Raw genomic sequence first — 25452 nt, 5'->3', positions numbered from 1 at the left:
CCTGGATCCGTTATGAGACCCAGTGTACTGGTGGCCGGCATCGGCAACATCTTCCTCGGCGACGACGGGTTCGGCGTCGAGGTGATCACGCGGCTGGAGCACACCGAGCTGCCGGACTGGGTGCAGATCGCCGACTACGGCATCGCCGGCATGCACCTGGCGTACGACCTGCTCGGCGGCTACGACACCACGATCCTGCTCGACGCGACGCCGCACGGCCAGCCGCCCGGCACGCTGTCGCTGATCGAAGCGGACGTGGACGACCTGACGAAGGCGCCGTCGATCGACGCGCACGGGATGCAGCCCGAGGCCGTGTTCCGGCTGCTGCGGCTGCTCGGCGGCGACGCCGGGCGGGTGCTGATCGTCGGCTGCGAGCCGGGAAGCGTGGAGCCCGGGATCGGGCTTTCCGAGGAAGTACAGGCGGCCGTGCCGGCGGCGGTGCGCGCGGTGGCGGAACTGGCGTGGGGCACCGCCTCACGGCTGCCGGACGGACAGAAGACGGAGGTCTGAGATGTTCAAGCGTTTCCTGCTGTTGCTCGTGCTGGTGGGCGGGGCGGCCTGGTTCGCCCGGCTGGTCGAGCCGGACGTGCGGCGGTACCTCGAGATGAGCCGGATGTAGCCGTGTGCCTCGGGATTCCGGGCGAGATCATCGAGATCAGCGAGGAGCGGCCGGACCTCGCGAAAGTCTCGGTCAGTGGGGTGAAGCGGACGATCAACATCGGCCTGCTCACCGACGACCCGCCGGTGCCGGGCGAGTGGATCCTGATCCACGTCGGCTTCGCACTGTCCAAAATAGACGAGGCTGAGGCCGCCGCGGCCATGGAGTTCCTGGAGAGCATCGGGAAGGCCTACGAGGACGAGATCGCCGCGTTGCTCGAATCGCGGATCGAATAGGAGCCAGCTGATGCGTTTCGTCGACGAGTTCCGGGACGCGGACAAGGCGCGCGCGCTGTCCGCGAAGATCACCGCGCTGTGTGAGCCCGGGCGCGAGTACAAGTTCATGGAGGTGTGCGGCGGGCACACGCACACCATCTACAAACACGGCCTGGAGGACTACCTGCCCGAGAGCGTGCAGCTGGTGCACGGCCCCGGCTGCCCGGTGTGCGTGATCCCGATGGGCCGGATCGACGACGCCATCCACATCGCGCGTCAGCCCGGGGTGCTGATGACCTCGTTCGGCGACATGATGCGGGTGCCCGGCTCCGGCGGGAACTTCTTCGACTCCAACGCCGAGGGCACCAACATCCGGATGGTCTACTCGCCGCTGGACTCGCTGAAGATCGCGCGGCAGAACCCGGACCTGCGGGTGGTGTTCATGGCCATCGGGTTCGAGACGACCACCCCGTCCACCGCGATGACGCTGCTGCGCGCGGCGGCCGAGGGCCTGGAGAACTTCTCCGTGTTCGCCAACCACGTGACCATCATCCCGGCGATCAAGGCCATCCTCGACTCGCCCGACCTGCGGCTCGACGGCTTCATCGGCCCGGGCCACGTGTCCACGGTGATCGGCTGCCGGCCGTACGAGTTCATCGCACGCGACTACGGCAAGCCCGTGGTGGTGGCCGGGTTCGAGCCGCTGGACATCCTGCAGTCCATCTACATGCTGATGGTGCAGCTGTCCGAGCGGCGCTCCGAAGTCGAGAACCAGTACTCGCGCGTGGTGCCGTGGGACGGGAACCAGGTGGCGCTCAAGGCGATCAACGAGGTGATGGAGCTGCGGCCGTTCTTCGAATGGCGCGGGCTCGGCTTCATCACGCACTCGGCGATGCGGGTGCGCGAGAAGTACGCGGCCTTCGACGCCGAGCGGATCTTCGAGGTGCCCGGCGTCCGGGTCGCCGACCCGAAGGCGTGCCAGTGCGGCGAGGTGCTCAAGGGCGTGCTGAAACCGTGGGAGTGCAAGGTTTTCGGCACCGCGTGCACCCCGGAGACGCCGATCGGCACCTGCATGGTCTCGCCGGAGGGCGCCTGCGCCGCGTACTACAACTTCGGCCGGTTCAGCCGTAAGCGGGTGCGGGAGGCGAGCTCGGCACTGATCCGACCGGAAGTAGGCGGACACGGGCTGCAGCCGGACCGCTCACAGGAACCCGTTTCCGCCGTAGCTGACGTCGGATCAGTGGCGAAGGGCACAGCATGACTACCACGGAACGCGAGCAGCAGGTTCTCGACCGGATCGAGCGTGCCCGGCGAAGGCGCGCGAAGGTCCGCGAGGAGCGCATCACGCTGTCGCACGGCTCCGGCGGAAAGGCGACGCACACGTTGATCGAGGCGGTGTTCCTCGACGCGTTCCGCAATCCGCTGCTGGAGCCGATGGAGGACGCCGCCGCGCTCACCATCGGCGGGGCGAAGCTGGCCCTGACCACGGACTCGTACGTGGTGTCGCCGCTGTTCTTCCCCGGCGGCGACATCGGCGACCTGGCCGTGAACGGCACGGTGAACGACCTCGCCGTCTCCGGCGCGCGGCCGCTGTACCTGACCGCGGGCTTCATCCTCGAGGAGGGCTTCCCCGTCGAGGACCTGCTGAAGATCGTCGAATCGATGCGGTCGGCGGCGCTGGCGGCGGACGTGCAGATCGTCACCGGCGACACGAAGGTGGTGCAGCGCGGGAAGGCCGACGGCGTGTACATCAACACTGCCGGCGTCGGCGTGTCCATCCGCTCAGGGCTGGGCGTCGCCACGGTGAAGCCGGGCGACGCGGTGCTGGTCTCCGGCCCGATCGGCGACCACGGCGTCACCATCATGCTGGCGCGCGGCGAACTGGACATCGACGCCGACCTGGAGTCGGACACCGCACCGGTGCACGAGCTGGTGGCCGGGCTGCTGGCGTCGGTGCCGGGGGTGCGCGCGATGCGGGACGCGACCCGCGGCGGCGTCGCGACGATCCTCAACGAGGTGGCGCGCGCGGCCGAAGTGGCGGTGGTGATCGACGAGAACGCGATCCCGGTCCGCACCGAGGTCCGCGGCGCGTCGGAGCTGCTCGGCATCGACCCGCTGTACGTCGCCTGCGAGGGCCGGATCGTGGTGATCGTCGACGGCGCCCAGGCTTCGGACGCGTTGGCGGCGCTGCGTTCGCACCCCTTGGGCGCGGACGCCGCGGTGATCGGGCGGGTCGCCGACGACCCGCCCGGGCTGGTGCTGCTGAACACGGCGTTCGGCGGCACGCGGATCGTCGACATGCTGGTGGGCGACCCGCTGCCGAGGATCTGCTAGTGCACGAGATGTCGATCACCCAGAGCGTTGTCGACGCGGTAGTATCGCGGCTCGGTGACGTCGAGGTGCGGAGCGTACGGCTGGAAATCGGGCGGCTGTCCGGCGTGGTGCCGGACAGCGTCCGCTTCTGCTTCGACGTGCTCTGCCTGGGCACGGCGCTGGAGGGCGCGGCGCTGGAGATCGACGAGCCGCCGGGCCGCGCCGCGTGCCGGGACTGCGGCCGTGAGTTCGGCATCGACTACCCGATCCTGCTCTGCCCCTGCGGCAGCGCGGATGTCGAAGTGCTGGCCGGGCGCCAGCTGCGCATCAAGTCCGTGGAGGTGGCCTGACATGTGCGAGACCTGCGGCTGTTCGGACGACGCGGTCGTCCACCACGAGGGGCACAGCCACACCGTGGTGCTGGAACAGGACGTGCTGGCGAAAAACGACCACCTCGCCGGGCACACCCGGCGACGGCTGCGTGACCAGGACGTGTTCGCGATCAACCTGATGAGCTCACCCGGCGCCGGCAAGACCACCCTGCTGGAACGCACCGTGCGCGCGCTGGGCGACGAACTGCCGTTCGCGGTGGTGGAGGGCGACCAGGAGACGCAGCTGGACGCGTCGCGGATCGAGGCGACCGGCGCGCCCGTGGTGCAGATCAACACCGGCGCCGGCTGCCACCTCGACGCGACGATGCTGGACAGCGCGTTGGACACGCTCGCCGTCGTGCCCGGGTCGGTGCTGTTCGTGGAGAACGTCGGCAACCTGGTCTGCCCGGCGCTGTTCGACCTCGGCGAGGCCGCGCGGGTGGTGATCCTGTCCGTCACCGAAGGGCCGGGCAAACCGCTGAAGTACCCGCACATGTTCGCGTCAACGGATCTGGTGCTGCTGAACAAGGTCGATTTGCTGCCGTACGTGGATTTCGACGTCGCGGAGTTCAGGCACGATCTGGGGCACGTCAACCGCGCGGCGCGCGTGCTGGAGCTGAGCGCTACCCGGGGCGACGGGCTGGACTCGTGGTACTCGTGGCTTCGCGCGCGGCTGCCACTGCGACCTGCCCTAAGCTGATCCCGCCGTCGTTCGCCGGCACCCGGGAGTGGGTGAGTACCCGGAAACCCTTGTCGTGCAGGAATTCTGTGGTCCGGTCGAGGAGCAGGGCGTTTTGGAAGACGCCACCGGAGAGGGCTACGGTTTCGGCTACCTGGAGCTGCTCGCAGAGGCGGGCGACGACGTCGGCGATGCTGTTGTGGAACCTCGCGGCGATGATCTGTTTGGGGATGTGGTTTTTCTGGTCTTCTGCCACGGCGCCGATTAGGTCTACTGTGGACACTTGGTTCCGGTCGATGCCGACGGGGTAGGTGCCGCGTTCTTCGGGGTCGGCCAGCTGCTCCAGCTCCACGGCGGCCTGGCCCTCGTAGTTCACGCTGTCGCGCACGCCGAGCAGGGCGGCGACGGCGTCGAAGAGCCTGCCCGCGCTGGAGGTCAGCGGTGAGTTCAGCCCGCTGCGGGCCATTTTTACGACGTCGTCCCAGTGTTCTTCGTGCCTGGTTCTGAGGTCTTCCGCGGTGAGGCCGGCGGCGTCGAGGTGGGCTGCCGCCATGCGCCACGGCTCGCGGACAGCCGCGGCGCCGCCCGGCATCGGCGCGGTCTGAAGGTGGCCGACGCGCTGGAACCCGGCCAGGTCCGCGAGCAGGAACTCGCCGCCCCAGATCGTGCCGTCGGTGCCGTAACCCGTGCCGTCGAAGGCGACGCCGAGGACCGGGCCATCCTCGCCGTTGTCCGCCAGGCACGAAGCGATGTGCGCGTGGTGATGCTGGACGCCGACGTGCTCGATGCCTTCGAGCTCGAGCGCGTACTTCGTGGACAGGTACTCGGGATGCAGATCGTGCGCGACGACGGCCGGGGTGACGTCGAACAGCTCCCGCCAATGCCGGATGCCCTCGGTGTAGGACTTGAGCGTCTCGTAGTTCTCGAGGTCGCCGATGTGATGCGAGACGAACGCGTGGTCGTCTTTCGCCAGGCAGAAGGTGTTTTTCAGCTCGGCGCCGCAGCCCAGCACGTGCCTTGGGAATTTTCGGTGGAGCGTGACGGGTTCGGGCGCGTACCCGCGCGACCGTCGCTGCAGCTGCACGCGCCCGCGGACGGGCCGGACCACGGAGTCGTCGGTGCGGGTGTGGATGGCGCGGTCGTGGACGAGGAAGGCGTCGGCGATGTTCTTGAGGCGGCTGAGCGCGTCCTCGTCGCGGTAGACGATGGGCTCGTCGGAGACGTTCGCGCTGGTCAGCACGATCGGGCCGCCGAGGTCGCCGAGCAGGAGGTGATGCAGCGGCGTGTAGGGCAGCAGGAGGCCGATCCGCCGGTTCCCCGGTGCGACCGACGTCGCGAGGGGACCATTCGCGACGCGCGGCAGTAACACGATCGGGCTACGGCGGCTGGTCAGCAGCTGTTCGCCGATTTCGCCCAGCTCCGCAGTCTTCCGGGCGGCCGCGAGATCGGGGACCATGACTGCAAACGGTTTGTCTTCCCGGTGCTTCCGCCCCCGCAGGGCGGCGACGGCAGTTTCGTTTTCCGCGTCTACCGCAAGGTGGTATCCGCCTAGGCCCTTGATTGCTACTATCGCGCCCGCCCGCAGCGCGTCCACAGTGGACTTAAGTGGGGTTGTCCTGGCTGTTTCCCGGCTTGGTTCTTGTCGTGCTTCGTGGCGTGCGTCATGGCGTGCTTCATGGAACCACAGCTTCGGCCCGCACACGGGGCAGCACACCGGCTGTGCGTGGAACCGCCGGTCGCCAGGGTCTTCGTACTCCCGTCGGCAGTCGGCGCACATCGGAAACCCGGCCATGGTCGTGAACGGCCGGTCATACGGCACCCCGCGCACAATCGTGAAGCGCGGCCCGCAGTTCGTGCAGTTGATGAACGGGTACCGGTACCGGCGGTCGCTGGGGTCACGTAGTTCGGCAAGGCAGTCGGCGCAGGTCGCGCTGTCCGCCGAGACGAGCGTCGCGACTTCCCCGCCCGCTGGGCTCGCAACGATGCTGAAAACCGGCTCGCCGACCGTGGCGGGTGGGTAGCCGACGGCTGGGTGATTGGCGGGGTTGTGTGGTGTCACTGCGTTGCGCGGAGGCACCTCTGCATCGCCGGGCACCGCTGTCGGCGGAGTCGTCCGCGCACCGCTGGCCGCCTCGCTCGGGGTTATCCACGCACCGCTGGCCGCCTCGCTCCAAGGCGCCTGCACGTCGTCGGCCAGCGTCATCGGGGTTACCCGCACGTAGTCGACCACCGCCAGCGGTGGCGCCTCTTCACGAAGTGCGAGGACAAACGCGTCGACGTCGGCCGGTGGCCCCTGCACCTCGGCGAACACGCCGGCCGCGTCGTTGCCGACGAAGCCGGACAGTCGCAGGCGCCGGGCGAGGCCGTGGGCGAAGGGCCGGAACCCCACCCCCTGCACCACCCCGCCCACCCGCACCGCGACCCGCACCCGCCGGTCCATCAGGCCAGTCTGCGCCTCGGCCGACCAGAGCGGAAGCGACCAGCACAAACGGCTGACCCGCTGACTGCCCGGACCGGTCCACCCGTCGCGACCGGCCCGGGGCCACCGCCTTACCTGCGCTGACAGCCGCCGCTGCCACCCGGCCAGGCCCAGTTGTCGCGTTCGCTCCTGCCGCCCCGACCGCCCCCAACCAGGACAACCGCCGTGCCGAACGGTGGTCAAGACGCCCCCAAAAACCACCCGAACCACACCAACGCCCAAACCCCAGCCGCACCCGAATCACCCCGAGACCCTCGGCGCGGCCCGCAGTCCGATGTAGACACACGGAGTCCCCGTGCTCAGCGTCGCGAACACCACCGGCATCCAATCGCCGCTGAAGGGCCCGGCGACGCGGGCCGCGAAGACCGTATCCGATACCGGGACCAGCTCGGCCTCGATCGCCGGTGCCAGGCCGGCCATGCCGTCAACGAACTCGTACCGCAGCCACGGCACCCCCGCTCGCCCCTCCACCGTGATCGCGACGCCCTCTCGCCGGTACCGGCCCGCGATGGCACCAATGTCCACAGTGGAGGGAACAGTCGGCGGCGCGAACGGTGGCGGCAGCTCGACGCCCGCCAGCGTGGACAGCAGTTCGCCGACCAGGGACTCGTACAGGTGGCGCGCGTCGCCGCCGTTTGTCAGCAGCGCCACCACAACACCGGCCGCCGGCACGACGCGCAAGTAGGCGTAGTGGCCGATCGTCGCGCCGTCGTGACCGAAACCGCCGATTCCGCCCCAGTCGTACAACGTCCAGCCCAGGCCCCAGCCGTCGGAGGAGACCGTCCAATGGTCCGGCGTGTGCGTCTCACGCTGCTGCATCGCCGCGACGGTGGATGCGCTGAGCAGCCGCGTTCCGTCCGGCGCCACACCACCGTCGAGGTGCAGGCGCGCCAGGCGGACGAGGTCCGCGGCCGTGGCGCAAAGCTGTCCGCCGTAGGGCGCGGACGAGCGCGGCAGCGGGTTCCACGACGGCGCCGGGTCCGGCCACTCGCCCGGCTCGCCCAGGTGCCCCATCGACGCACGGAAGGCGAGCACGTCCTCCGGCAGCGTGACCGTGTGCGTCAGGCCGAGCGGCGCGCAGAGCAGGTCCCGCACCGCTTCGTCCCAGGTCTTGCCGGTGAGCACCTCGACGATCCGGCCGAGCACGTTGTAGCCCACGCTGCTGTAGGAGATGGCCGTCCCGGGTGGACAGTCGAGGGCCACGCCCGCGGCGGCTTCGACGTAACGCGCCAGGCAGTCGTCACCGCGGCCGGTGTCGTGGGTGAAGTCGCAGGTCAGGCCGCTCGTGTGGGACAGCAGCTGCCGCACGGTGATCCGGCCGGTGGCCGCGGGGTCGGCGGTCTCGAAGCCCGGCAGCACGTCGACCACCCGCGCGTCGAGGTCCAGCTCGCCGGTGTCGACGAGCCGCATCACCAGCGTCGCCGTGTGGATCTTGGTGACGGACCCGACCTGGAACACCGAGTCCGTCGTCGCCTCGACGCCGGTGCCACGGTGCAGCAGCCCGCTCGCCAGCTCGTGGATCTCGCCGTCGGCCAGCACCGCCAACGAGGCTCCGGGAACGTGGTGCGCGACGCGCAGGTCGTCGAGCCGCTTCTGCCACTGCGTAACGGAGAAGTTCATCGCTTGTCCTTCAGTACCACTGCGGCGACCACCGCAGCGACGACCACGCCGACCGCGCTCACCAGGAACGTCGTCGACATCGCCGAGGTGAACGCGGAGCGTGCGGTGTCCGCCAGCGCCGGCACCCGGACCGCGTCGGCCAGCGGGGTGGCGTCCGGCATGGCGGAACGGAACCGGCTCGACAGGACGCTGCCGAGCGCCGCGACGCCGAGGGCGGCGCCCAGCTGCTGGATGGTGTCGTTGAGCGCGGACCCGACGCCCGCGTGCTCCTCCGGCACCGTCCCCATCAGTGCGGCGATCGCGGCTGGCATCGCCAGGCCGCCGCCGGCGCCGAGCACGAACAAACCGAGGCCCACCACCAGGAAGCTCGACGACGCCGTCGCCAGCAAGCCGAACCCGCCCGCCGCGATCAGCAGCCCGAAGACCGTCAGCACCCGGTTGCCGAACTTCTGCCCCAGCGTCGCGCCGAGGGTGTTGAACAGCAGCGAAGAGACGGCCATCGGCAGGAACGCCAGGCCGGCCTGCGTCGGCGAGTAGCCGAGGACGAACTGCAGGAACTGCGTGAACACCAGCAGCAGGCCACCGTTTCCGACCTGGACCAGCGTGAGCGACAGGGAGCCGCCGGTGAAGTTGCGGGCCCGGAACAGGCCGAGCGGCACCATCGGCGACGGCGTCCGCAGCTCCCACACCACGAACCCGCCCAGCGCCAGCACGGCCACCGCGAGCGCGCCGAGCGTCGAACCGGCCGAACCGTGCGGCAGCTCGATGATCATCCACACCAGCGCCGTCATCCCGACGGCCGAGAGCACCGCGCCCAGCGGATCGGCCTTGCGCCACGGGCCTTTCGACTCCGGCATCAGCACCACGGCCGCGACGATGGCGAGCACCGCGATCGGCACGTTGATCAGAAAGACCGCGCCCCACCAGAACCACGCGATCAGCACCCCGCCCAGCACCGGCCCGCCGACGAAGCCCACCATCGCGACCGCGCTCCAAGCGGCCATCGCCTTGCGACGCTCTTCCTCGTCGAACACCGTGATCAGGATCGACAGCGTGCTCGGCATGATCAGCGCGCCGCCGACGCCCATCACCACCCGCGCGGCGACCAGTTCACCGGGGCTGGACGCGAGCGTCGCCACCAGCGACGCGCAGCCGAACAGCGCGAGCCCGATGATCATCACCCGACGCCGCCCGAACCGGTCGGCGAGGCTGCCGGAGGTGAGCAGCAGCCCCGCGAAAACCAGCAGGTAGGAGTCGAGGATCCACTGCGTGTCCTGCGCGGTGGCGCCGAGGTCCTCGGTCAGCTTCGGCACCGCGACCGTCAGCGCCATGTTGTCGATCACCAGCACCAGCGTGCTGAGGCAGAGCACCACCAGGATCAGCCAGCGGCGGGGATTCCGCTGGACCGCGGCTCCCGGCTCGCTCAACGTCGCCGTCATCTTCGTCTCCTTGCGCACAGTGTTCCGTTGTTGCGAACACTGTACTCATGCGGGTGGACTGTTCGTCAAGTGCGTACGCCGTGCGCTATGGTGGGGCCATGGCTGAATCCGTCTGGACCCGCCCGCGGCGAGGCAAGGAACAACCGGCGCTGACCAGGGCGCAGATCGTCACGGAGGCCATCCGCCTGCTGGATGCCGACGGGCTCGACACGCTGAGCATGCGCAATCTCGGCACCCGCCTCGGCGCCGGCGCGACCTCGCTGTACCGCCACGTGGCGAACAAGGACGAGCTCATCGAGCTGGTCGTCGACGAGGTGTACGGCGAGCTGGAGAACCCGGCCGCCGAAAGCTGGCGCGGCTCGCTGACGGCCGCTGCCCACAGCGTGCGGGCGATGATCCTGCGCCACCCCTGGATGGCGTCGGTGCTGGGCCAGGTCGGGCTGTCGTACCTGGGCCCGAATGTCATGCGGCTCAACGAAAGCCTGCTGGCCGCCCTGGAGGACGACGGCTTCACGCTGGTGGACGCGGACCAGGCTGTCAGCGCCGTGGTCGCGTACGTGATCGGCGTGAGCACCGCCGAAGCCGCGTGGCTGACCACGCTTGCCCGCAGCGGCCGGGCGGAGGCCGACTGGATCGCCGAGCTCCGCCCGGCCGCGCTGGCCGCCGCCGAGCCGTACCCGCGCATGCGCGCCCTGCTGGAGCGGGCGTATGACACTCCGGACAGCACCCGCGAGGACAACTTCACCTACGGCCTGAACCGCATCCTCGACGGTCTCGCACACCGGCCCTGACCGCGCTTCTTGCCTGCCTTCCGGATTCCGTGCTAATTTCGCCGTGCGCCCCGGATGGGCCTACGCATGGAGGTACCGGCTACTCGGCCACCACGGAGTCCGGATTCCCGGATTTCCCGCAATCGTTGTCACCCCAGGGTTTCCCGGGTTTCAGCGCGCCCTCCTCCACGTAGGCAGCCTGCGGGGCTTTCGTCTGTTCGTCTTCCGTGGTTCCCACCTCCTGTGAAACAGCAGGGAAAGGACCACATGGATCTCATCACCACTTTTCGCGAGAATCCCGAGCGGATGCCACGCCTCGCGGTACTCACCACCACCGGCGCGAAAACGGGGCTACGAAGGGAAAGTCTGCTCGGCTACCTCGAATTCGACGGGACCGGCGTGGTCGTCGCGTCGGCGGCCGGAGCGTCGCGGAATCCGAATTGGTACCACAACATTCGCAGCAATCCGCGTGTCACGGTAGAAACCGGCAGGACCACGTACGACGCGTACGCGGGCATCCCACCGGCCCCGGAACGCGACAGCCTCTTCGCGCGTGTCGTCGAAGCCGCACCCGGGTACGCCGAGTACCAAGCGAAGACCACTCGCGTGATTCCCGTGGTCGTCCTGCACCGGCTCGACCGGGTGAAAGGCATGGGCGACTGGCTCGTCGAGGTCCACCGCTGGCTGCGCGACGAGCTGATTTCCCTGCGCGCCCAAGCCATCGACGGTGAGGTGACGCTTTCGCCACCGGACCTGCGCGCCCATTGCGCCGGTTTCTGCACCGCACTGGAGCGTCACCACGGCGGTGAGGACGCCGCCACCTTCCCGATGCTCGCCGAGCGTTTCCCATCTCTCACAACGGAATTGGCCGAACTCACAGCGCAGCACACGACCGTCGCGCGCATCCAGCGTGAGCTGCGGACGGCCGTCGACGTCGCCGAGCTGGACCGCCTGGCCGCCGAACTGGACGCGCACTTCGCCCACGAGGAACGCACCGTGGTGACCGCCCTCAACGCGATCGCGGATGCCCCGCCTGGCTGACGCCCTAACGGTGGCAGGTCGCGCCGCGGATCGGCTGGGGTGCGCTCTTGTACACGCTCTGGCTGTCGGTGGCCTGCACCTCGAAGCAGTACCGGCGCAGCGGATCGACCGGGACGGTCAGCGTGTGCAGACGCTGGGCGAGAATCGCGCGATTCGGCTCGCCCTCGGGAGCGACGATCACCGCGTAATCGACGCTGTCGGAGCTGCTGCTCCAGCCGAGCGTGACCTGGTTGCCGTGGGGCGGGCTCGGCCAGCTCCAGTGTGACCGCGGCGGGCGCCCCGGTGACGAACTACGCGTCCGCGCTGCTCGCCCTCGGCAGCCACGCGGCGACGACGCCGGTCTCGGCGAAATCCCTGATCGGCGTCCCCCGCGGGCCGCGGATCGGCATCCAGGACGCACCGGACGCGCTGCCCGGGCCCGGCCAGGTGCTGCGTGACGGCTGGACGTGCTCGGTTCACTCGGTTACAGCGGCCTTGCCCCGGTGCGGATCCAGGCCGGGCTGATGGCCCGCGTGCCGCAGGGTCCAGGTCTGGACCACGCTTCAACGCTGCGCCAATGGTGGCTGGGCCAATGGTGAGACCGGCTCAGTAGCCCCATCCGCAGTCAGTACAGCTGGTGCCGCTCCAGCTGTCATTGCCGGCTGGAGCGGCAACAGGCTGCGTCCCCTGGACGCCGCTCCAGCCGTCGGTGCCGACGGCCGCGGCGGCGGGCATGGCGGTGAGCAGCGCAGCCGCCCCGGCGAGGACGGCAGCGGACCGGGCAACGCGGAAACGCATGGAAAATCCCTTCAAGAAATCAGCTGGTTGTTTCCCGACGTTAACGAGTCCTCGTCCCGCGCGGAAAGCGCGGAAACGCCAGGCTGCCCAAAAGTTTCCGCGTCAGGGCCCGGCTGAGAGGATGGCAGCATGAGCGCACCCCCGGACGGACTGCCGGTCTATCGAGCCCTGACCGGCCCCGATGACGCGACGTTCTGCCACCGGGTCAGCGAGGCGATCGCGCTGGGCTACCGGTTGCACGAAGGCCCGGCGCTGACCTTCGACGGCGAGCGGGGAACAGCAATCCGGCCAGTGGCGCGAAAAACCCGTTCAGCCAATGGTCGGGGTAAATCGGCCGCCAGTAGAGATTGGCGATGGTCGCGTCCGCGATTCCCTGGAAGATCGGCCCGGCGAGCAATTCGACCAGCGGGACTTCGCCGTAGTACTCGAGATCGGCGTCCATCAGGCAAATGACATCGCCGTCGGCGGCTTTTGTCCCTTGAGTGATCGCCGCCCCTTTACCGCGCTCCGCGACGACAACGCTCGCGCCCGCCTCCTGCGCGACTTCCGCCGTGCGGTCGGTGCAACCACTGGCGCTGACAAGGACTTCTCCGTCGATGTTGAGCCCGGTCAAACCCTGCCGCGCCGCCCGGACGGCCTGGGCGATGGTCCGTTCTTCGTTGTATGCGGGAATGACCACGGACAATGTCTTGAGCCCCTCGGCGGCAACCGTACGGCGCCGAGGCTTGTCGAGAACCATTGACCTTCCCCCTTTACGCGGCCGCCCCGGTGCTGAAAATGGGCCAGCTGACCTCGGTCCGCCACCCGTTCTCGTCGGCGGTGTCCTGACGGCCGACGAGGTAATACTCCCGGATGGGTCCGTCCAGCCGCAGCTCGTGGCTGGCCACGTACTCGGCCAGCGTCCCGTACGCCCGATCGACGTCGGCAAGCGACCCGGCATGCTCGACGACCGCGAGCTCGGCGGCCGGCACGACCACCGGCTCGACCCGGCCCAGCCGCGGGATCTCGGTCGCCGTCGGGACGAAAACGGTGGCCTGCCCACGCTCGTCGCTGAACAGCTCCCCGGCGTAGATCCCGCCAGTCGGGCCGGACGGGCGGATGCCGCGGGCCTCGAGCGTGGCGTGCAGTTCGCCGAGAGCGCCCAGGTACCAGGGCACGAGGTCGCCCATGGTGATCACCGCGGTGACCGCCGCCGTCATCGTCGCGTCCACCCGGCGGTGACTGACCGGCGCGATGGTCGACGGGTGGGCGAGCAGGTCGCGTAACGAAGCCACCGCGGACTGCGTCTGAGCCAGGGTTTGCTCCAGGCTCACCAGGTGCGCGGAGATCAGCTCGTTCCGCTTGCGCAGATCGGGGGCCTCCAGCACGGCGTGAATGTGGTCCAGCGGCATGTCCAGATCCCGGAACCGCCGGATGACCTGGGCCGTCGGGATCTGTTCGGTGGTGTACCGCCGATACCCCGTGCCCGCGTCGACATCGGCCGGCTCCAGCAGCCCGACGCGGTGATAGTGGCGCAGCGTCTTCACGCTCAACTGCGTGGCGCGCGAGAAATCACCAATGGTCAATGCGGCAGGCATGTGGCCAGTATGGACTCTCCCCCCAGGGGAGGGTCCAGGCCGAGCGCCGGTGTTGACCCTCCCCCAAGGACACGGCCCACGGTGGTCTCAGCCGGCCAAGACGGCCGCCTCCACCGGAAGGAAACCCTCATGAACGCACCGGCCCCTTCCGTCAGCCTGGGCTTCGTGGCACTGAACTTCGACTGCGTCGACCCCGCCGCGCTGGCGGACTTCTGGGGCAAGGTCCTCGGCCGCCCGGCCAGTCCCGGCAAAGCCCCGGCGGCTTCGTGGTCGCCAAGCCGCTCGAGGAGATCAAGGTTCCCGGAGCCCGCTACACCACGTTCGCCGATCCCGAGGGCAACGCCTTCGATCTGCTCACCTGGTTATCCGAATAGCTGCCAAACCAAAACAATGACCGCCCATCAATGAATTCGCCGAAGGAACCATCATGAACGCAATCGCCCCCGCGGTAACCCTCATGGCCCTGACCATCGACTGCGCCGATCCCGCCGCGCTGGCCGGCTTCTGGGGCCAGGCCCTCGGCCGCCCGGTCAGCCCGGGCGCGACCGCCGAGAACGCGCAGCTGGAACCCACCGACCCGGCGAGCGGCCCGCGGCTGTTCTTCCAGAACGTCCCCGAGGCCAAGGCGGCGAAGAACCGGCTCCACCTCGACCTGGTCACCGAGCACTACGAGGAGGAGGTCGAGCGCCTCAACGGCCTCGGCGCCAAGTCCCTCAACGAGGTCAAGGTCCCCGGCGCCCGCTGGACCACCTTCGCCGACCCGGAGGGCAACGAGTTCGACCTGCTCACCTTCCAGGCCGCGTAGTCCGTTGGCAGGCAACGGTTGCCGGGCACGGCATTGACTCTGTGGCCGGACAGCAAGAAGCCCTCCTGCAAGCAGGAGGGCTTCTTGGTACTGCTGTCTCAACCAGACGTGCGCCCGAAGGGATTCGAACCCCTGACCTTCTGATCCGTAGTCGAATGAGGATCGTCCAGGAGCGTCCGGGCAGTGCGTTTCGGCTGGTCGTAGTCCCTGGTCAGGACCCCCTGTCCGCCCCCGTCCACCCCGTCCGTGAGACGTGTGTGAGACGTGGGCACAGGTTGGAGCCCCATGACCACCGTGCGAAGCCAGTCCGACTACCCCGTTACGACGGACGTCGACCATCGCTATTGCCTCACCATTAACCGCGAATACGACACCGTTCACGCCAGCGACCGACGCTCCCGTTCAAGCGTCGACCCAGCCCTCCCGAACGCTACGGTCAGTCACGGCAACGAAAGGCCTGCCCAGGATCCGGCCGAGTCCGCTGCCACGACGTTGACCATCGCGACGCTCTCACAGGTCGACACCGCGCTCGCCGACCTCATGGCCGACCTGTCCCCACGGAGGCCGGCATGAGCATCGAAGCCATCCACTGGGTGCTCAACACCGCACCGATCCCCGCCGACCGGCGAGACGCCTCCAGCCTGACCGTCGTGCTCGTAGGCCTGGCCAACCACGCCGATCCCGACGGACGCAACGCCTTCCCCGCTCTGAGCACGCTGGCCCGCTACACCCGCCTCTCGGAACGTTCCGTCCGCTACGCCCTGCGCGGGCTGGAGGAACTCGGCCTCATCCGGGCTTCCGACCCCGGCATCGTCGCCGCCTACGTACGCCGAGCCGACCGCCGCCCCAACGGCTACGACCTCGCCATGCCCACCCTTCCCTTCGCTGTGGACAACTCCGCTTCATCTGGGGATAACTCGAGTGGCAACGACCCCAGCGCCCGGCAGAGCCTGCCCCTCGCCGAGCAGGACGGGGGGCAACCAACGGGTCCACGGGGGGCAGGGAACGACCCAGCGGGGGGCAGAGCGTGCCCCCGAACCATCCTTGAACCTTCCAAGAACCGTCCCCCGCGCACGCGCACAGCCGCCCGCGCACACGCGACCCCGACCACCCTCAGCGCTCCCCCGCCGCCACCCTGCGGCCAGTGCGACGCCCGTCCCGGCGACCGTGGTATCAGCACCCGCCTCGTCGCCATCCCGGGGACCGGCCAGGTCCGGCGCTGCCCCCGGTGCCACCCCACCGAGATCGCGGCGAACACCCCGCAACTCGACCTGGAGCCGAGGGGCCGATGACCATCACCGCCACCAACCACGCCGACCTGGTCCCCCGGATCCGCCAAGAGTTCGACGAAGCCCAGCGCGAAGGTCGCCGACCACCCGGACGCCCGGCATTGCAGAAACTCACCGGGGCCACCGACCACGCGATCAAAACCGCATTGCAGAAGATCAACGACGAGCACATCACCAGCGACAGGAACCGCCAGGCGCCACCAGCCGCGGGACTCACCACAGCCACCAGCCGCCACATCCACCCTGGCGACCAGACCCTGGCTGCCGCCAGCCCCCACCAGAACGTTGGCGACCTGAACCATCCCGCTGGTGCTCCGGCGGCAGAGCCCTCGCCAGGCCACCAGTTCGCCAGCCCACCGCCAGGCCCAGCCACCAGCACCGCCAGCGCTGGCGTTTCGCCTCATCATCACGCTGTCGAACCAGGCCACAGCCGCACACCAGCTGGCGCTCGCCAGGGATCAGCAGGCAGCTCCACGGACACTGGCGACGCCAGCAGCACCAGCCGGACTGGCGCCAGCACGCCACCAGCGATCACCAGCCCTGCCCCTGCTCCGTTGTCCGTCGTCGGCGCCGACCACCCACCCGCCAGCGCCAATCCGCCAGCTGGCACCAGCCAGCCGGCCTCGCCAGCCCTCATCGCCACCGCAACCGCCAACGCCGCCAGCTCACCAGCCGATGGCGCCAGCGCTGGCGAACCGGTCACGACTGGCGGCGGCCGAGTGGTGGCCTGGGCCGGATTCGCCTTCGGCTCCGTCATGTCCATCGCCGCCAACGTCCTGCACACCTGGCTCCCACCCACCAACACACCACCCGACTGGACCCCCGGCCTCGCCCCCCAAATCGGCGCCGCAGTCTGGCCCATCGGACTCCTGCTCTCCGTCGAAATCCTCTCCCGCGTCCGCTGGCCACACACCTGGCACTGGAACCTCGCCCGCTACGGAGGCGCCGGCACCGTCACCCTCGGCTCCGCCCTCATCAGCTACATGCACCTCCACGGCCTCCTCCTCGCCTGGGGATACGACACCCTCGGCGCCGCCGTCGGCCCACTCGTCCTCGACGGCCTCATGACCATCTCCGGATTCGCACTCCTCGCCAACAGCCAAACAACAACGACCAGCAAACCCTGCCGGTCATTGGCCGAACCCAGTACAAACGACCAGCGCAGATAGAGAACCCGTCGACCACGGCCGCACCTCCAGCGTGGCTGTGGTCGACGCGAACTCCCGCCTGTACGGCCAACATCGGACTACTAACTGTGGAAGGCCGGCAGCGTCGGGTGTCATAAGCCGCAGCGCTGGCCAATACAGACACCGAGCCGCGATTCGCGTGTACAACATGATCAATGTCGGCCCGTTCCGCGCCGGAGACTTCCTCGCGGCCGACGACACCTGCTGGGGCGCTGCCACCGACTGGCTGACCGATACGCCGAGCTGTCCAACTGGGAACACACCGAAGACGGGTGTAACCACCTCCCGAGGCCTGGCGGATCTGTCCGAGCTACAACGTGGCCGCGCCGATCCTGGCGAGGCCGAGCGAGCAGATCCGGACCGGCTTCCCGAGCCACTGAGCCTGCTCGACGAACCCGTTGGGACGGAGGCCGCTGCCCAGTCGCTGTTCACTGAGCCGGAGTCCAACGAGGTTGCCGCGGTGGCGATGACCGAGGACCGCCGACTGTTCTCCTCGACTGCGCGGGGCTACGTTTCACCGTCGGAGATAGACTTCTGAAATGATTTCAAATGACCGTTCAGCATGATTGCGCCGATGTCCTGGGTTGCCCGAACGTCGTTCCGTGGATCACTGGTGAGAAATAGCATTGTTGCTGGATATCCCGGTTCGATGAGTCCGGCTCGGTCGAGCTTGAACACTGCGGCGGCTTCCGCGGTCGCCGCACAAATGGCATCGACCGGCGAAAGCCCGCAATCCTGAAGGAGAGCGAGTTCTGCATGCATGCTCGCTCCGGGTGCAACACCTGGAAACGCAGCGTCAGTTCCTGGCAAGACCCGGACGCCTCGCGCGATGGCCGAAGTCATGAACTTTCTGGTATTCTCCCACAAAATTGATTCCAGCCTTCGCCCCGCCGGCTTGGCTAGGTGAGATCGCCACCCTCGACTAATCGGAAGCGACTCGCGAAAAAGGCTCGTATGATCATAGCCTAGAGTCGATCCGAGGGCCACTAAGGTTGATACCATGAATACGTCTTCGGCTAGCATACGATCGATCAAATGGTCGGGATTACGGTCCGGAACAACCGCATGGGCGAGTCCGTCGATACCGCCGTCTATGGCGGCAAGAGCTGCGTCCACGGTCACGGCATGCGCTACCACGAGCAGGCCGACGTCGTGCGCAGCCCGACATAGCGCCCGAACCGTCGCGACGTCCAGACTCGGAAGACATTTGCCGGCGAGTTCGCCCTTTTCTAGAAATACCTTGATGAACCCGCTTCCCTCTGCCTTGCGCTGGGCGACGAAGTCGGTTACGTTGTCAGTTCGTGCCAGTACTGGGAAGTCTTTGTAGAGCCCTTGGCCAACCAACTGGACCGGATGTCCTCCGGGCGCGGTGGCGCCTATTCCCGCGCTGATATAGTCGGCCGTGAATTCTGAACGCTCGGCGGACAAGGAGTCAATCAGATTCGGTGTGGCGAACATGTCCACCACACTCGTCACACCGAATCTCGGAAGCCGGGACAAGAACCCCGGGAAGAGATGGATGTGCGCGTCGATGAGACCGGGTATCACGATCATGCCGTCCATCCGGATGATGTCGCCTTGAGTACCGGCGCACGAGCCTTGCACGATGCCGTTCTCGACAACGATTTCTGCGGCTCCCAGCCAACGCTCCCCGTTGAAGACTTCGGCACCTCTGATGATCACTTTCTTGCCGCGCGAGTAGTGGTGACCACCCAGGCAAGGACGAGCGCTTCCGTACGCCAAGCGTCGTAACGTCCGCTGCGACCTCGGTGGCCGGCCTTCAGTTCTGTCTTCAGCAGGAACGGACCGCCGTATGCCCGAGCCCTCAGCCTGGCGATCCACTTGGCGGCCTCGTGGCACCGCACGCGGGTGTCGTTCAGGCTTGTGATTGCGAGGATCGGTGGATACCGCATTGCCCGGACATTCTCGTAGGGCGAGTAGGACTTCATGTACGCGTAGACTTCGGGCAATTGTATTGGGTCTCCCCATTCGTCCCGTTCGGTCGCGGTCAACGGTGCGCTGTCGTCGAGCATTGCGGTCAGCGGGTCGACGAAGGGGACACGTGCGATCACACCGCCGAAGGCTTCTGGCGCCATTGTGACTGCTGCGCCAACCAGCAATCCTCCAGCCGAACTGCCCCGGGCGATCAACGTTGACGAGGAAGTCCACCTTCTGGCAACCAGGTGCTGTGCGCACGCGACATAGTCTGAAAAGGACGTCTTCTTCGTCAGCCTGCGCGCAGCTTCGTGCCAGGCCTTGCCCATGTCGCCACCACCGCGCACATGAGCGACGGCATAGCAGATACCCCTGTCGAGTAGCGACAGACGGTAGATCGAGAACCCCATGTCCACGGGGCGTTCGTAGCTTCCGTAGCCGTAAAGCACGCAGCCAGCCGAGCCGTCGATAGGAAGGTCAGCACGCGACACGATGGTGATGGGGATTTTGGTACCGTCTTCGGCCACAGCCCACTCTCGAACCACCCGGTAGTCCTCCGAGCGGTAGGGAGAGCCATCAGGTCCGTTCTGTACCGGACGTCGACGGAGCAAAGACAACCGTCGTTCGGCCATGTCATAGCTGTAGACACTGTCGGGTGTGATGGGCGACGAGTACGTCAGCCGGAATTGCTGCGTGTCGTAGCGTGGATTCGACGCCGGAGCGAGGGTGTACACGTCGTCGGGAAATGCGATCTCATGGGCCCCGGCTTCATCGATCACGCGCAGGCCAGTTACAAGGCCACGGCGGTAGTAGACAACCAAATTGTCCGCGAAGGCAATGACCCACGACAGTCGCGTATCCGAGTCATGTGGGATGACGGGAGTCCACGGACCGTTATCAGCCGTGCCCACAGAGAGCTCGAAGTTGGCCGCGTCCTTATTGTGCAGAACCAATAGCCTGTCGGCACCAGAGGGCCCAAACTGGTGCTCAACGGTGTAGTAGACGCCCGGTTCCCGACGTCGGAAGACCTGTGGTGCCGCCGTCGGGTCACCCGCGTCCAGTAGCCACACTTCGCTGGTCGTCGCGCTCGAGGTTCGGATACACAGGAACCGCTTGCTGCGGGTGAGCACCACAGTCACCCAGAATCGGGAGTCATCTTCCTGGAACACCAGCGCGTCGTTGCACACTGGTGTGCCCAGCTCGTGTCGCATGACCTGGTGGGGGCGATTGGCGGCATCCACGGTCACATAGAAAAGGTACTTCGCGTCGAGCGACCATGCACAAGTGTAGTAGGCGCCTGTGATGACGTCGTCGAGCAACTCACCTGACCGAAGGTCCTTTACCCGTAAGACGAAGCGCTCATCGCCTGTCCCATCTAACGAGTACGCCAAGAGCTTCTCGTCCGCACTGACGCGGAACGCGCCGACAGCGAACACATCGTCCTTGCCAGCCAAGTCGTTGCCGTCGAGCAGGACCTGTTCACCGGGCAGTGAGATGTCGGGGAGCTGTTCGTCCCCGTATCGAGGAAAACGGCAATATATCGGGTGCTGTAACCCTTCTACGATCCGCGTATAATACCACCATTTATCGTTGAGGCTGGGAACGGTGAGGTCCGTCTGCTTTGTTCGCGCTGCGATTTCGTCGTAAATGTCCTGAACCAAAGGAGCCTGGTCAGATGTCTCGCCGTCGGCGTAGTCGTTCTCGGCGGACAGATGCGCTATTAGGTCAGAACCACCGCCAGCCATCCATGCGTATTCGTCGACGACGTGGTCACCGTGGCGGCTTCGAATAGTCGGTGCGGCAAGTGCGAGGGGGAGCGTATTTCTCATCAATACTCCTGGTCTCGTCTGCTACGAACATGCGCAGTATCTGCGGTAGTTGGGCAACTGCGGGCCACAGAAGACCGGACCTCCGACTTGTGCGCGCCAGCAGGTTGGTGAAGTCACCGTCGACACGACGCCACTGACAGCCTCCGTCGCACGCAATGAGTAGCTATGCCACACCCGTCCGCGGTTCCGGGCATCACTCGGGCTTTCTGGCCAGGACGGAATACATTGTGGCGACCTTCCTCCGGTTTTCGGGCTGCCACTGTGGATAGGCCGTGCTGGCAGCGTTGATCGTGTCCGGGTATTCGCCGAAAGACTTCAAGTCCAGGCCGGCATCGAGGAGGCTCTGGATGACCGCGCTCGGCGGCCATGGCCGGAGCTTCTTGACCTTCACTTCCGACGGTGGCAGAACGAGGGCGCCGACGTGCTGTTCCGGCCATTCGCGATAGGAGATCACTGGTGCGAAGTAGCTGACCCCGCTTGGGGTCATCTCTGTGTCACTGCCCCGGAACAACCACATCATCGGGTGGAAGTCGAAGAGCATGAACCATCCGCCGGGTCGCAGCAGGCGGGCGACGACCTGCCCCCACCGCTTGATGTCGAACATCCAGTGGACCGCGCCCTTCCCGGTATAGACGAGATCGGCGGTCCCGGCCAGCCCGGCTGGCGGGTCGAGCACGTCGGAACACCGGAAGGTGACTGGTTTGCCAAGTTGGGCTGCCAGAGAGGTAGCGAGATCGACGAGTTCGTCGGCGATGTCGATGCCCAGGACTGATTGAGCGCCGAAGTTGGCGAGGGAGACGCTGTCGAGCCCGGCCGCGCACTGCAGATGGATCGCACGGTCGCACCAAGTGCTCATGTCGCCGAGCGACTTCAACAACTGGGTTTCGACCGGGTGCAGAGTCACACCACCGAAGCGTAGTCCTGGTAGAGCTCCAGCAATCTTGTCGCGGTACCAGTCGCTCGTCTGGTTCCACGCAGCCGCGTTGTCCGCATGGACGTCCACAAAATCGGTCATCGTGATACCACCTCAGCGCGAGCCAGGGTAACTGCGAGCAGCCTTCGCACGCCGCTACGCAGCTGGTCGCGGGACACCGCGTCGTGCAAATTGCTATCGGTGTCGAAGTGCAACTCACTGAACTCCAGGTGGCGGGGATCGACCCACGCGCCGAGGTTCTTGCAGGCAATATCCAACGTTCCCGTGCCACCCCGCTGGAAGGAGTACGAACCGTTGAGCGCACCGCCTCCGACGGTCGCGACCGCACACCGTTTCCGGCTCAACGGACCGATGGACCCGTCCTTACCGAGGTGCAGCGTGTCGAGGATGTTCTTAACCGCTCCGGACGGTGTGCCACCGTAAAGCGGGCTCGCGAGGAAAACTACGTCGGCGGCTGAGACCGCGGACAATAGCCGAGCCACCCTTGGATCAGACGCCGTCGTGGTGTCGGGTGCAAACATGTCGAGTTGGAGCCGGGTTACCGCGAGGCACTCAGTACTGGCGCCAAACTCTTCCGCGATCGCACATGCCTGCTGTAGCAGGGCAGAAGTTAGCGATCGGGCGGCGAGGCTACCGCCAATCGCAAGTAGACGGGATGTCATCTGGTTCTTCTCTCTGTTCATCCTCTCGATGTCACGCATAGGGCATCGGAAAACGCCACACGGAGGCCTCGTCGTTGACCTGGTCGGCCCAACCCAAGCGAGCAGGCTCCGCGAGTACACGCCCACCTCCCAGCGGCGCGAACGCGGTGGGAAAATTGGGGACCAACCCCGGTGCCAGCACACGCACCGCGTGCCATCCAGCCGCACGTGCGTCGATGGTCGTCAGGTCGACCCAGATCGGTTCGAAACCAACCTCGGCAAGCGAGTCCACGTACCGGGCCGTCGATCGATCAGGCATCCGTGGCAGTTTGTCCCAGTCAACCTGCGAGTCAGTGTCCCAGCGCTGCGAGACGATCTCACACGCACGTGGGTCGAGTTGGACCTGCAGCTGGCAGAACAGGTCGGTGACGTCACGAAAGTCTTGCCGGTAGCTGTCCAGATAGCGGCGGTCCGACCTGATCGGCTTAACGGCCTGAATCCCCGCACCGCTCGACTCGTACGCCTGCCAGAAACCTCCGTCCAGGCGCTGCATGTCCAGAGCAGACTCCAGCAGTCCGAATGCCTCCAGTAATGCCTTCTTCGCGGCTTCCTCTGGAGTCGATCGACAAGCTAGGCCCAAGGTGCACAGGCTGCTGTCAGGATCGGTAACCACGCCCGCCATGACAGGGAACCCTGCGGCATTCGGGATCGGGATCACCTCAGTCGATATGCTCGATCCCGCGGGGACCCTGGAAGTCAGGGAGTCGATGAGCGGCCCGCCGGTCGTCGCCATCCGTGCACCACTTAGCCACCACACTGTGGAGGCGTCCCGCTCCACGACCTCTTCGAGAGCGTTGGACAATGCGTCGTCGAGACTTGTACCGGCCGCGATGCCCGGGTAGTACGCGGGATTGGTCGGCGGGTCGAAGATCGACCGGCCGGTGTTCCAGTTCACATACACCAGCGACGCCGGTACGAACACGTCCTCTTCTGTGACCAGCGATCGGCCTAGCGTCCAGCTGGTGGTGACGTCGCTGCCGAACTCAACGAACGGGAAGCCGGGTGTCTGGTATTGGCGGTTAGAAAATAACGCCAGCGAGCGAGGGTCCACCGCCCGTACGCCGCGACGGCACAGCTCACGGTAGCTGGCACGAACCAACCGGGACTCGTCGACGAAATTGCCGCAGTATCTCTCAATCGCCTCGCCGATCGCGCCTTGCTCAGCGTGGCCGGGGTCGTCCCATGAACTGCCGGCGTTGTAGATGTTCGACGACCATGGTTCGAGGCGGGACATGTCGGCCGTCTGGCTCTCGACGTACGTGATTCCGGTTGGCATGCTCGGGCTGAGGGTGATGGGCCGGAGGCCGACCACGATCCCTGTGCTGCGGGAAACCACGTCACGCACGTTCAGTGGACTGCCGCTGACATCCAGATCCCGCTCCGCCTGCGGTAGCGGCAACACTGGATGCCGCTGAACCGCCAAGCTCTCGGCGTCCGCCGTCACATGGTGCCATCTACCCGCGCCGCCGTCGCCGTATAGCCAGGCGGACAAGTCTGCTATGAACGTCGCTAACAGCCACATTAATGAGCCGCGCGACCTGTCGAGCCACGTCGAGAACACCGGCCGCCGTGCCATTGCACGAGCACGCGACTCCTCCTTCGCTGCCGTGATCCAGCGGCCGACCAGATCTCGTGTTCCGGGACTTGAACCGGGTTCGAAGTACGGACCGAACGCCGCTCCTCGCTCAGTGAGGTACCAAGGCGCCCAAGGAATGCCCCGCGCGGACGCGAGATCCTCCCACTGGCAGAACCGTTCATAGTCGAACGAATCGGTCAGCGTGACTAGCAGATCAGCCGAGAGTTCGCTGTGAGGCTGAGTCGTCGATGCGAACTCTTTAGCGCCAATGGCGGCGAACTGCTCCTGCACCACGGACGGCCCAAGTAGGTCGGATAAGCTACCGTCTATCAGCACGGACACGTCCGACGCGGAACAGGTTGCTGTCTGCGCTCTCGATAATAGCTGGCCAAGTCTGTTCACGACATTGTCGGCGGCCGCAGCTTCACCATCTAAAGTAGGTGTGGGGATCACGTGGCGACCGCTAAGTGTGCCAGCAATCGATTCGGCCTGGATCGGCAGGTTGATCTGCCTCCCCCTCACAGAAATCAGAGAGTGGTCCCGCAGGTGACGGAACACCGCAACATCCACAGCTCGCATCGCTTAAGAACCCCCAAATCGACGTCAAAAATAGCCGGTTGTGTGTGCGCACGAACTGAAGGCGCACACACAACCGGATCACTCATCAGCGCACTACTCGGTGGCCCACTGGAACTGCACCGGGGCGACCATGTTGTTGTTGCCTGGGATCGTCACGCGACCCAGGTCATCCTGCTCCAGGTCCGGACCCCAGCTTTCAAGAAGGGTGTCCAGGTGCTCTCCGACATCACGTAACGCCTCACCTGACATGGCGTACTCCTCCAACTCGTCGCGAAATACCGCAATTGATAGCGCGTCAGACCGTGGCGCCAGCTGGTTGGTACTCGCCTCTGAATGGCGCAATGTCTAGTTGAACCTGAAGAGTTCCGGCGTGTCAACAGCCAATCGGGTTTCCGTCCACTGAAGACGGAGCATCGTAAGTCGACTAGCAGAGAATAAATCTACGAAAAACGCAGAAGTCGGGGTGATCGGAGCCAGCAGATCGAAGGAACTCGCCATGCGACAAGCGAGGATCCGGATTGCATGACCGCGGCCGATGATCAACGTCGGACCTACTGCGATCGACCGGTCTAACTCAGCTCGGGGTTGCCGGCGGTTAAGTGATGTGGGTGACCACGATTTCGGGCGAAATCAGATAAAACGAGTGCGCCTTCCACAGTTCGCGGCGTGACTACCTGC

At 66.6% G+C, this 25452-nt stretch carries 28 protein-coding genes and 1 pseudogene; 16 read left to right on the top strand and 13 right to left on the bottom strand.

The genetic code is table 11. The features are described from left to right. Positions 1–12 precede the first annotated feature (12 nt). Genes OG371_RS17170 through hypB form a run of 7 tightly spaced genes read left to right on the top strand, consistent with a single transcriptional unit; the run spans position 13 to position 4257 of the window. A complete protein-coding gene (locus OG371_RS17170) occupies positions 13–510 on the top strand; it encodes a hydrogenase maturation protease (RefSeq protein ID WP_329070405.1) in 498 nt (165 codons plus the stop codon). Position 511: 1 nt separating this feature from the next. Further along, on the top strand, positions 512–619 hold the full coding sequence (locus OG371_RS47420) for a DUF6893 family small protein (RefSeq protein ID WP_425425336.1): 108 nt from the start codon (positions 512–514) through the stop codon (positions 617–619). A gap of 2 nt (positions 620–621) precedes the next feature. Further along, positions 622–894 carry a HypC/HybG/HupF family hydrogenase formation chaperone gene (locus OG371_RS17165; protein WP_091621771.1) on the top strand — a complete coding sequence of 91 codons (273 nt, stop codon included), beginning with the start codon at positions 622–624 and terminating at the stop codon, positions 892–894. 10 nt (positions 895–904) lie between these two features. Further along, complete coding sequence (gene hypD, locus OG371_RS17160) at positions 905–2134, top strand: hydrogenase formation protein HypD (protein ID WP_329070402.1); 1230 nt, start codon at positions 905–907, stop codon at positions 2132–2134. Continuing rightward, a complete protein-coding gene (gene hypE, locus OG371_RS17155; RefSeq protein ID WP_329070400.1) occupies positions 2131–3207 on the top strand; it encodes a hydrogenase expression/formation protein HypE in 1077 nt (358 codons plus the stop codon). The genes hypD and hypE overlap by 4 nt, the downstream gene beginning before the upstream one ends. Further along, a complete protein-coding gene (locus OG371_RS17150) occupies positions 3207–3536 on the top strand; it encodes a hydrogenase maturation nickel metallochaperone HypA/HybF (RefSeq protein ID WP_329070399.1) in 330 nt (109 codons plus the stop codon). Before hypE ends, OG371_RS17150 begins: the two co-directional genes overlap by 1 nt. A gap of 1 nt (position 3537) precedes the next feature. Continuing rightward, positions 3538–4257 (top strand): hydrogenase nickel incorporation protein HypB, encoded by a 720-nt coding sequence (hypB, locus tag OG371_RS17145; protein WP_329070397.1) that lies wholly within the window; start codon positions 3538–3540, stop codon positions 4255–4257. On the opposite strand, the gene hypF is transcribed toward hypB, so the two are convergent. The 3 genes from hypF to OG371_RS17130 form a co-directional block, all read right to left on the bottom strand. Beyond that, a complete protein-coding gene (hypF, locus tag OG371_RS17140) occupies positions 4181–6676 on the bottom strand; it encodes a carbamoyltransferase HypF (protein WP_329070394.1) in 2496 nt (831 codons plus the stop codon). The genes hypB and hypF overlap by 77 nt on opposite strands. Before the next feature lie 279 nt (positions 6677–6955). After that, positions 6956–8335 (bottom strand): serine hydrolase domain-containing protein, encoded by a 1380-nt coding sequence (locus OG371_RS17135; RefSeq protein WP_329070392.1) that lies wholly within the window; start codon positions 8333–8335, stop codon positions 6956–6958. Then, positions 8332–9774, bottom strand: a complete 1443-nt coding sequence (locus OG371_RS17130; RefSeq protein WP_329070389.1) for an MFS transporter — start codon at positions 9772–9774, stop codon at positions 8332–8334. Before OG371_RS17130 ends, OG371_RS17135 begins: the two co-directional genes overlap by 4 nt. A gap of 98 nt (positions 9775–9872) precedes the next feature. Here OG371_RS17130 and OG371_RS17125 point away from each other — a divergent pair, with 98 nt between their 5' ends. Together OG371_RS17125 and OG371_RS17120 are read left to right on the top strand one after the other, a co-directional pair. Further along, positions 9873–10565 carry a TetR/AcrR family transcriptional regulator gene (locus tag OG371_RS17125; protein ID WP_329070387.1) on the top strand — a complete coding sequence of 231 codons (693 nt, stop codon included), beginning with the start codon at positions 9873–9875 and terminating at the stop codon, positions 10563–10565. A gap of 246 nt (positions 10566–10811) precedes the next feature. Beyond that, positions 10812–11585, top strand: coding sequence for a nitroreductase/quinone reductase family protein (locus OG371_RS17120; RefSeq protein WP_329070384.1), 774 nt, complete (start codon positions 10812–10814; stop codon positions 11583–11585). A gap of 4 nt (positions 11586–11589) precedes the next feature. Here the strand turns inward: OG371_RS17120 and OG371_RS17115 are convergent, their stop codons facing one another. Then, complete coding sequence (locus OG371_RS17115; protein WP_329070382.1) at positions 11590–11766, bottom strand: hypothetical protein; 177 nt, start codon at positions 11764–11766, stop codon at positions 11590–11592. 101 nt (positions 11767–11867) lie between these two features. Here OG371_RS17115 and OG371_RS17110 point away from each other — a divergent pair, with 101 nt between their 5' ends. Next, positions 11868–12089, top strand: a complete 222-nt coding sequence (locus OG371_RS17110) for a type VII secretion protein EccB (protein ID WP_329070380.1) — start codon at positions 11868–11870, stop codon at positions 12087–12089. Between the two features lie 81 nt (positions 12090–12170). On the opposite strand, the gene OG371_RS17105 is transcribed toward OG371_RS17110, so the two are convergent. After that, a complete protein-coding gene (locus OG371_RS17105) occupies positions 12171–12362 on the bottom strand; it encodes a hypothetical protein (RefSeq protein WP_329070378.1) in 192 nt (63 codons plus the stop codon). A gap of 129 nt (positions 12363–12491) precedes the next feature. Between OG371_RS17105 and OG371_RS17100 the strand changes: the two are divergent. Further along, positions 12492–12584, top strand: a pseudogene (locus tag OG371_RS17100) (DUF1737 domain-containing protein); the annotation flags it as partial. Here OG371_RS17100 and OG371_RS17095 read toward each other — a convergent pair. Continuing rightward, positions 12568–13101: a glycosyltransferase family 2 protein gene (locus OG371_RS17095; protein ID WP_329070377.1), complete on the bottom strand. Its 534-nt coding sequence runs from the start codon at positions 13099–13101 to the stop codon at positions 12568–12570. The pseudogene OG371_RS17100 and the gene OG371_RS17095 overlap by 17 nt on opposite strands. A 13-nt stretch (positions 13102–13114) precedes the next feature. Next, complete coding sequence (locus OG371_RS17090) at positions 13115–13939, bottom strand: MerR family transcriptional regulator (protein ID WP_329070375.1); 825 nt, start codon at positions 13937–13939, stop codon at positions 13115–13117. 427 nt (positions 13940–14366) lie between these two features. Here OG371_RS17090 and OG371_RS17085 point away from each other — a divergent pair, with 427 nt between their 5' ends. The 5 genes from OG371_RS17085 to OG371_RS17065 all read left to right on the top strand — a co-directional run bounded on the left by OG371_RS17085 (position 14367) and on the right by OG371_RS17065 (position 17758). Next, positions 14367–14744, top strand: coding sequence for a VOC family protein (locus OG371_RS17085; RefSeq protein WP_329070373.1), 378 nt, complete (start codon positions 14367–14369; stop codon positions 14742–14744). 285 nt (positions 14745–15029) lie between these two features. Then, positions 15030–15317 carry a hypothetical protein gene (locus tag OG371_RS17080; protein ID WP_329070371.1) on the top strand — a complete coding sequence of 96 codons (288 nt, stop codon included), beginning with the start codon at positions 15030–15032 and terminating at the stop codon, positions 15315–15317. Further along, the gene (locus tag OG371_RS17075) at positions 15314–16036 is read left to right on the top strand and encodes a helix-turn-helix domain-containing protein (RefSeq protein WP_329070369.1); all 723 of its coding nucleotides are present in this window, start codon (positions 15314–15316) and stop codon (positions 16034–16036) included. The genes OG371_RS17080 and OG371_RS17075 overlap by 4 nt, the downstream gene beginning before the upstream one ends. After that, the gene (locus OG371_RS17070) at positions 16033–17202 is read left to right on the top strand and encodes a hypothetical protein (RefSeq protein ID WP_329070367.1); all 1170 of its coding nucleotides are present in this window, start codon (positions 16033–16035) and stop codon (positions 17200–17202) included. The genes OG371_RS17075 and OG371_RS17070 overlap by 4 nt, the downstream gene beginning before the upstream one ends. Before the next feature lie 166 nt (positions 17203–17368). Beyond that, entirely contained in the window at positions 17369–17758 is a 390-nt protein-coding gene (locus OG371_RS17065) for a hypothetical protein (protein ID WP_329070363.1), read from the top strand. On the opposite strand, the gene OG371_RS17060 is transcribed toward OG371_RS17065, so the two are convergent. The 6 genes from OG371_RS17060 to OG371_RS17035 all read right to left on the bottom strand — a co-directional run bounded on the left by OG371_RS17060 (position 17728) and on the right by OG371_RS17035 (position 25023). Next, entirely contained in the window at positions 17728–18963 is a 1236-nt protein-coding gene (locus tag OG371_RS17060; protein WP_329070361.1) for an amidohydrolase family protein, read from the bottom strand. The two genes, OG371_RS17065 and OG371_RS17060, sit on opposite strands and share 31 nt — an antisense overlap. Continuing rightward, positions 18900–20984: a S9 family peptidase gene (locus tag OG371_RS17055; protein WP_329070360.1), complete on the bottom strand. Its 2085-nt coding sequence runs from the start codon at positions 20982–20984 to the stop codon at positions 18900–18902. The genes OG371_RS17060 and OG371_RS17055 overlap by 64 nt, the downstream gene beginning before the upstream one ends. A gap of 193 nt (positions 20985–21177) precedes the next feature. Further along, positions 21178–21999, bottom strand: a complete 822-nt coding sequence (locus OG371_RS17050; RefSeq protein ID WP_329070355.1) for a class I SAM-dependent methyltransferase — start codon at positions 21997–21999, stop codon at positions 21178–21180. After that, positions 21996–22601, bottom strand: coding sequence for an NADPH-dependent FMN reductase (locus tag OG371_RS17045; protein ID WP_329070353.1), 606 nt, complete (start codon positions 22599–22601; stop codon positions 21996–21998). Before OG371_RS17045 ends, OG371_RS17050 begins: the two co-directional genes overlap by 4 nt. Before the next feature lie 10 nt (positions 22602–22611). Beyond that, on the bottom strand, positions 22612–24774 hold the full coding sequence (locus OG371_RS17040) for a YcaO-like family protein (protein ID WP_329070351.1): 2163 nt from the start codon (positions 24772–24774) through the stop codon (positions 22612–22614). 93 nt (positions 24775–24867) lie between these two features. Continuing rightward, entirely contained in the window at positions 24868–25023 is a 156-nt protein-coding gene (locus OG371_RS17035) for a hypothetical protein (RefSeq protein WP_329070349.1), read from the bottom strand. Between the last annotated feature and the right edge of the window lie 429 nt (positions 25024–25452).

The organism is Amycolatopsis sp. NBC_01480, from assembly GCF_036227205.1.
In the GTDB taxonomy this organism is placed as follows: Bacteria; Actinomycetota; Actinomycetes; order Mycobacteriales; family Pseudonocardiaceae; genus Amycolatopsis.
This window is presented reverse-complemented; position numbering and strand designations above follow the sequence as displayed.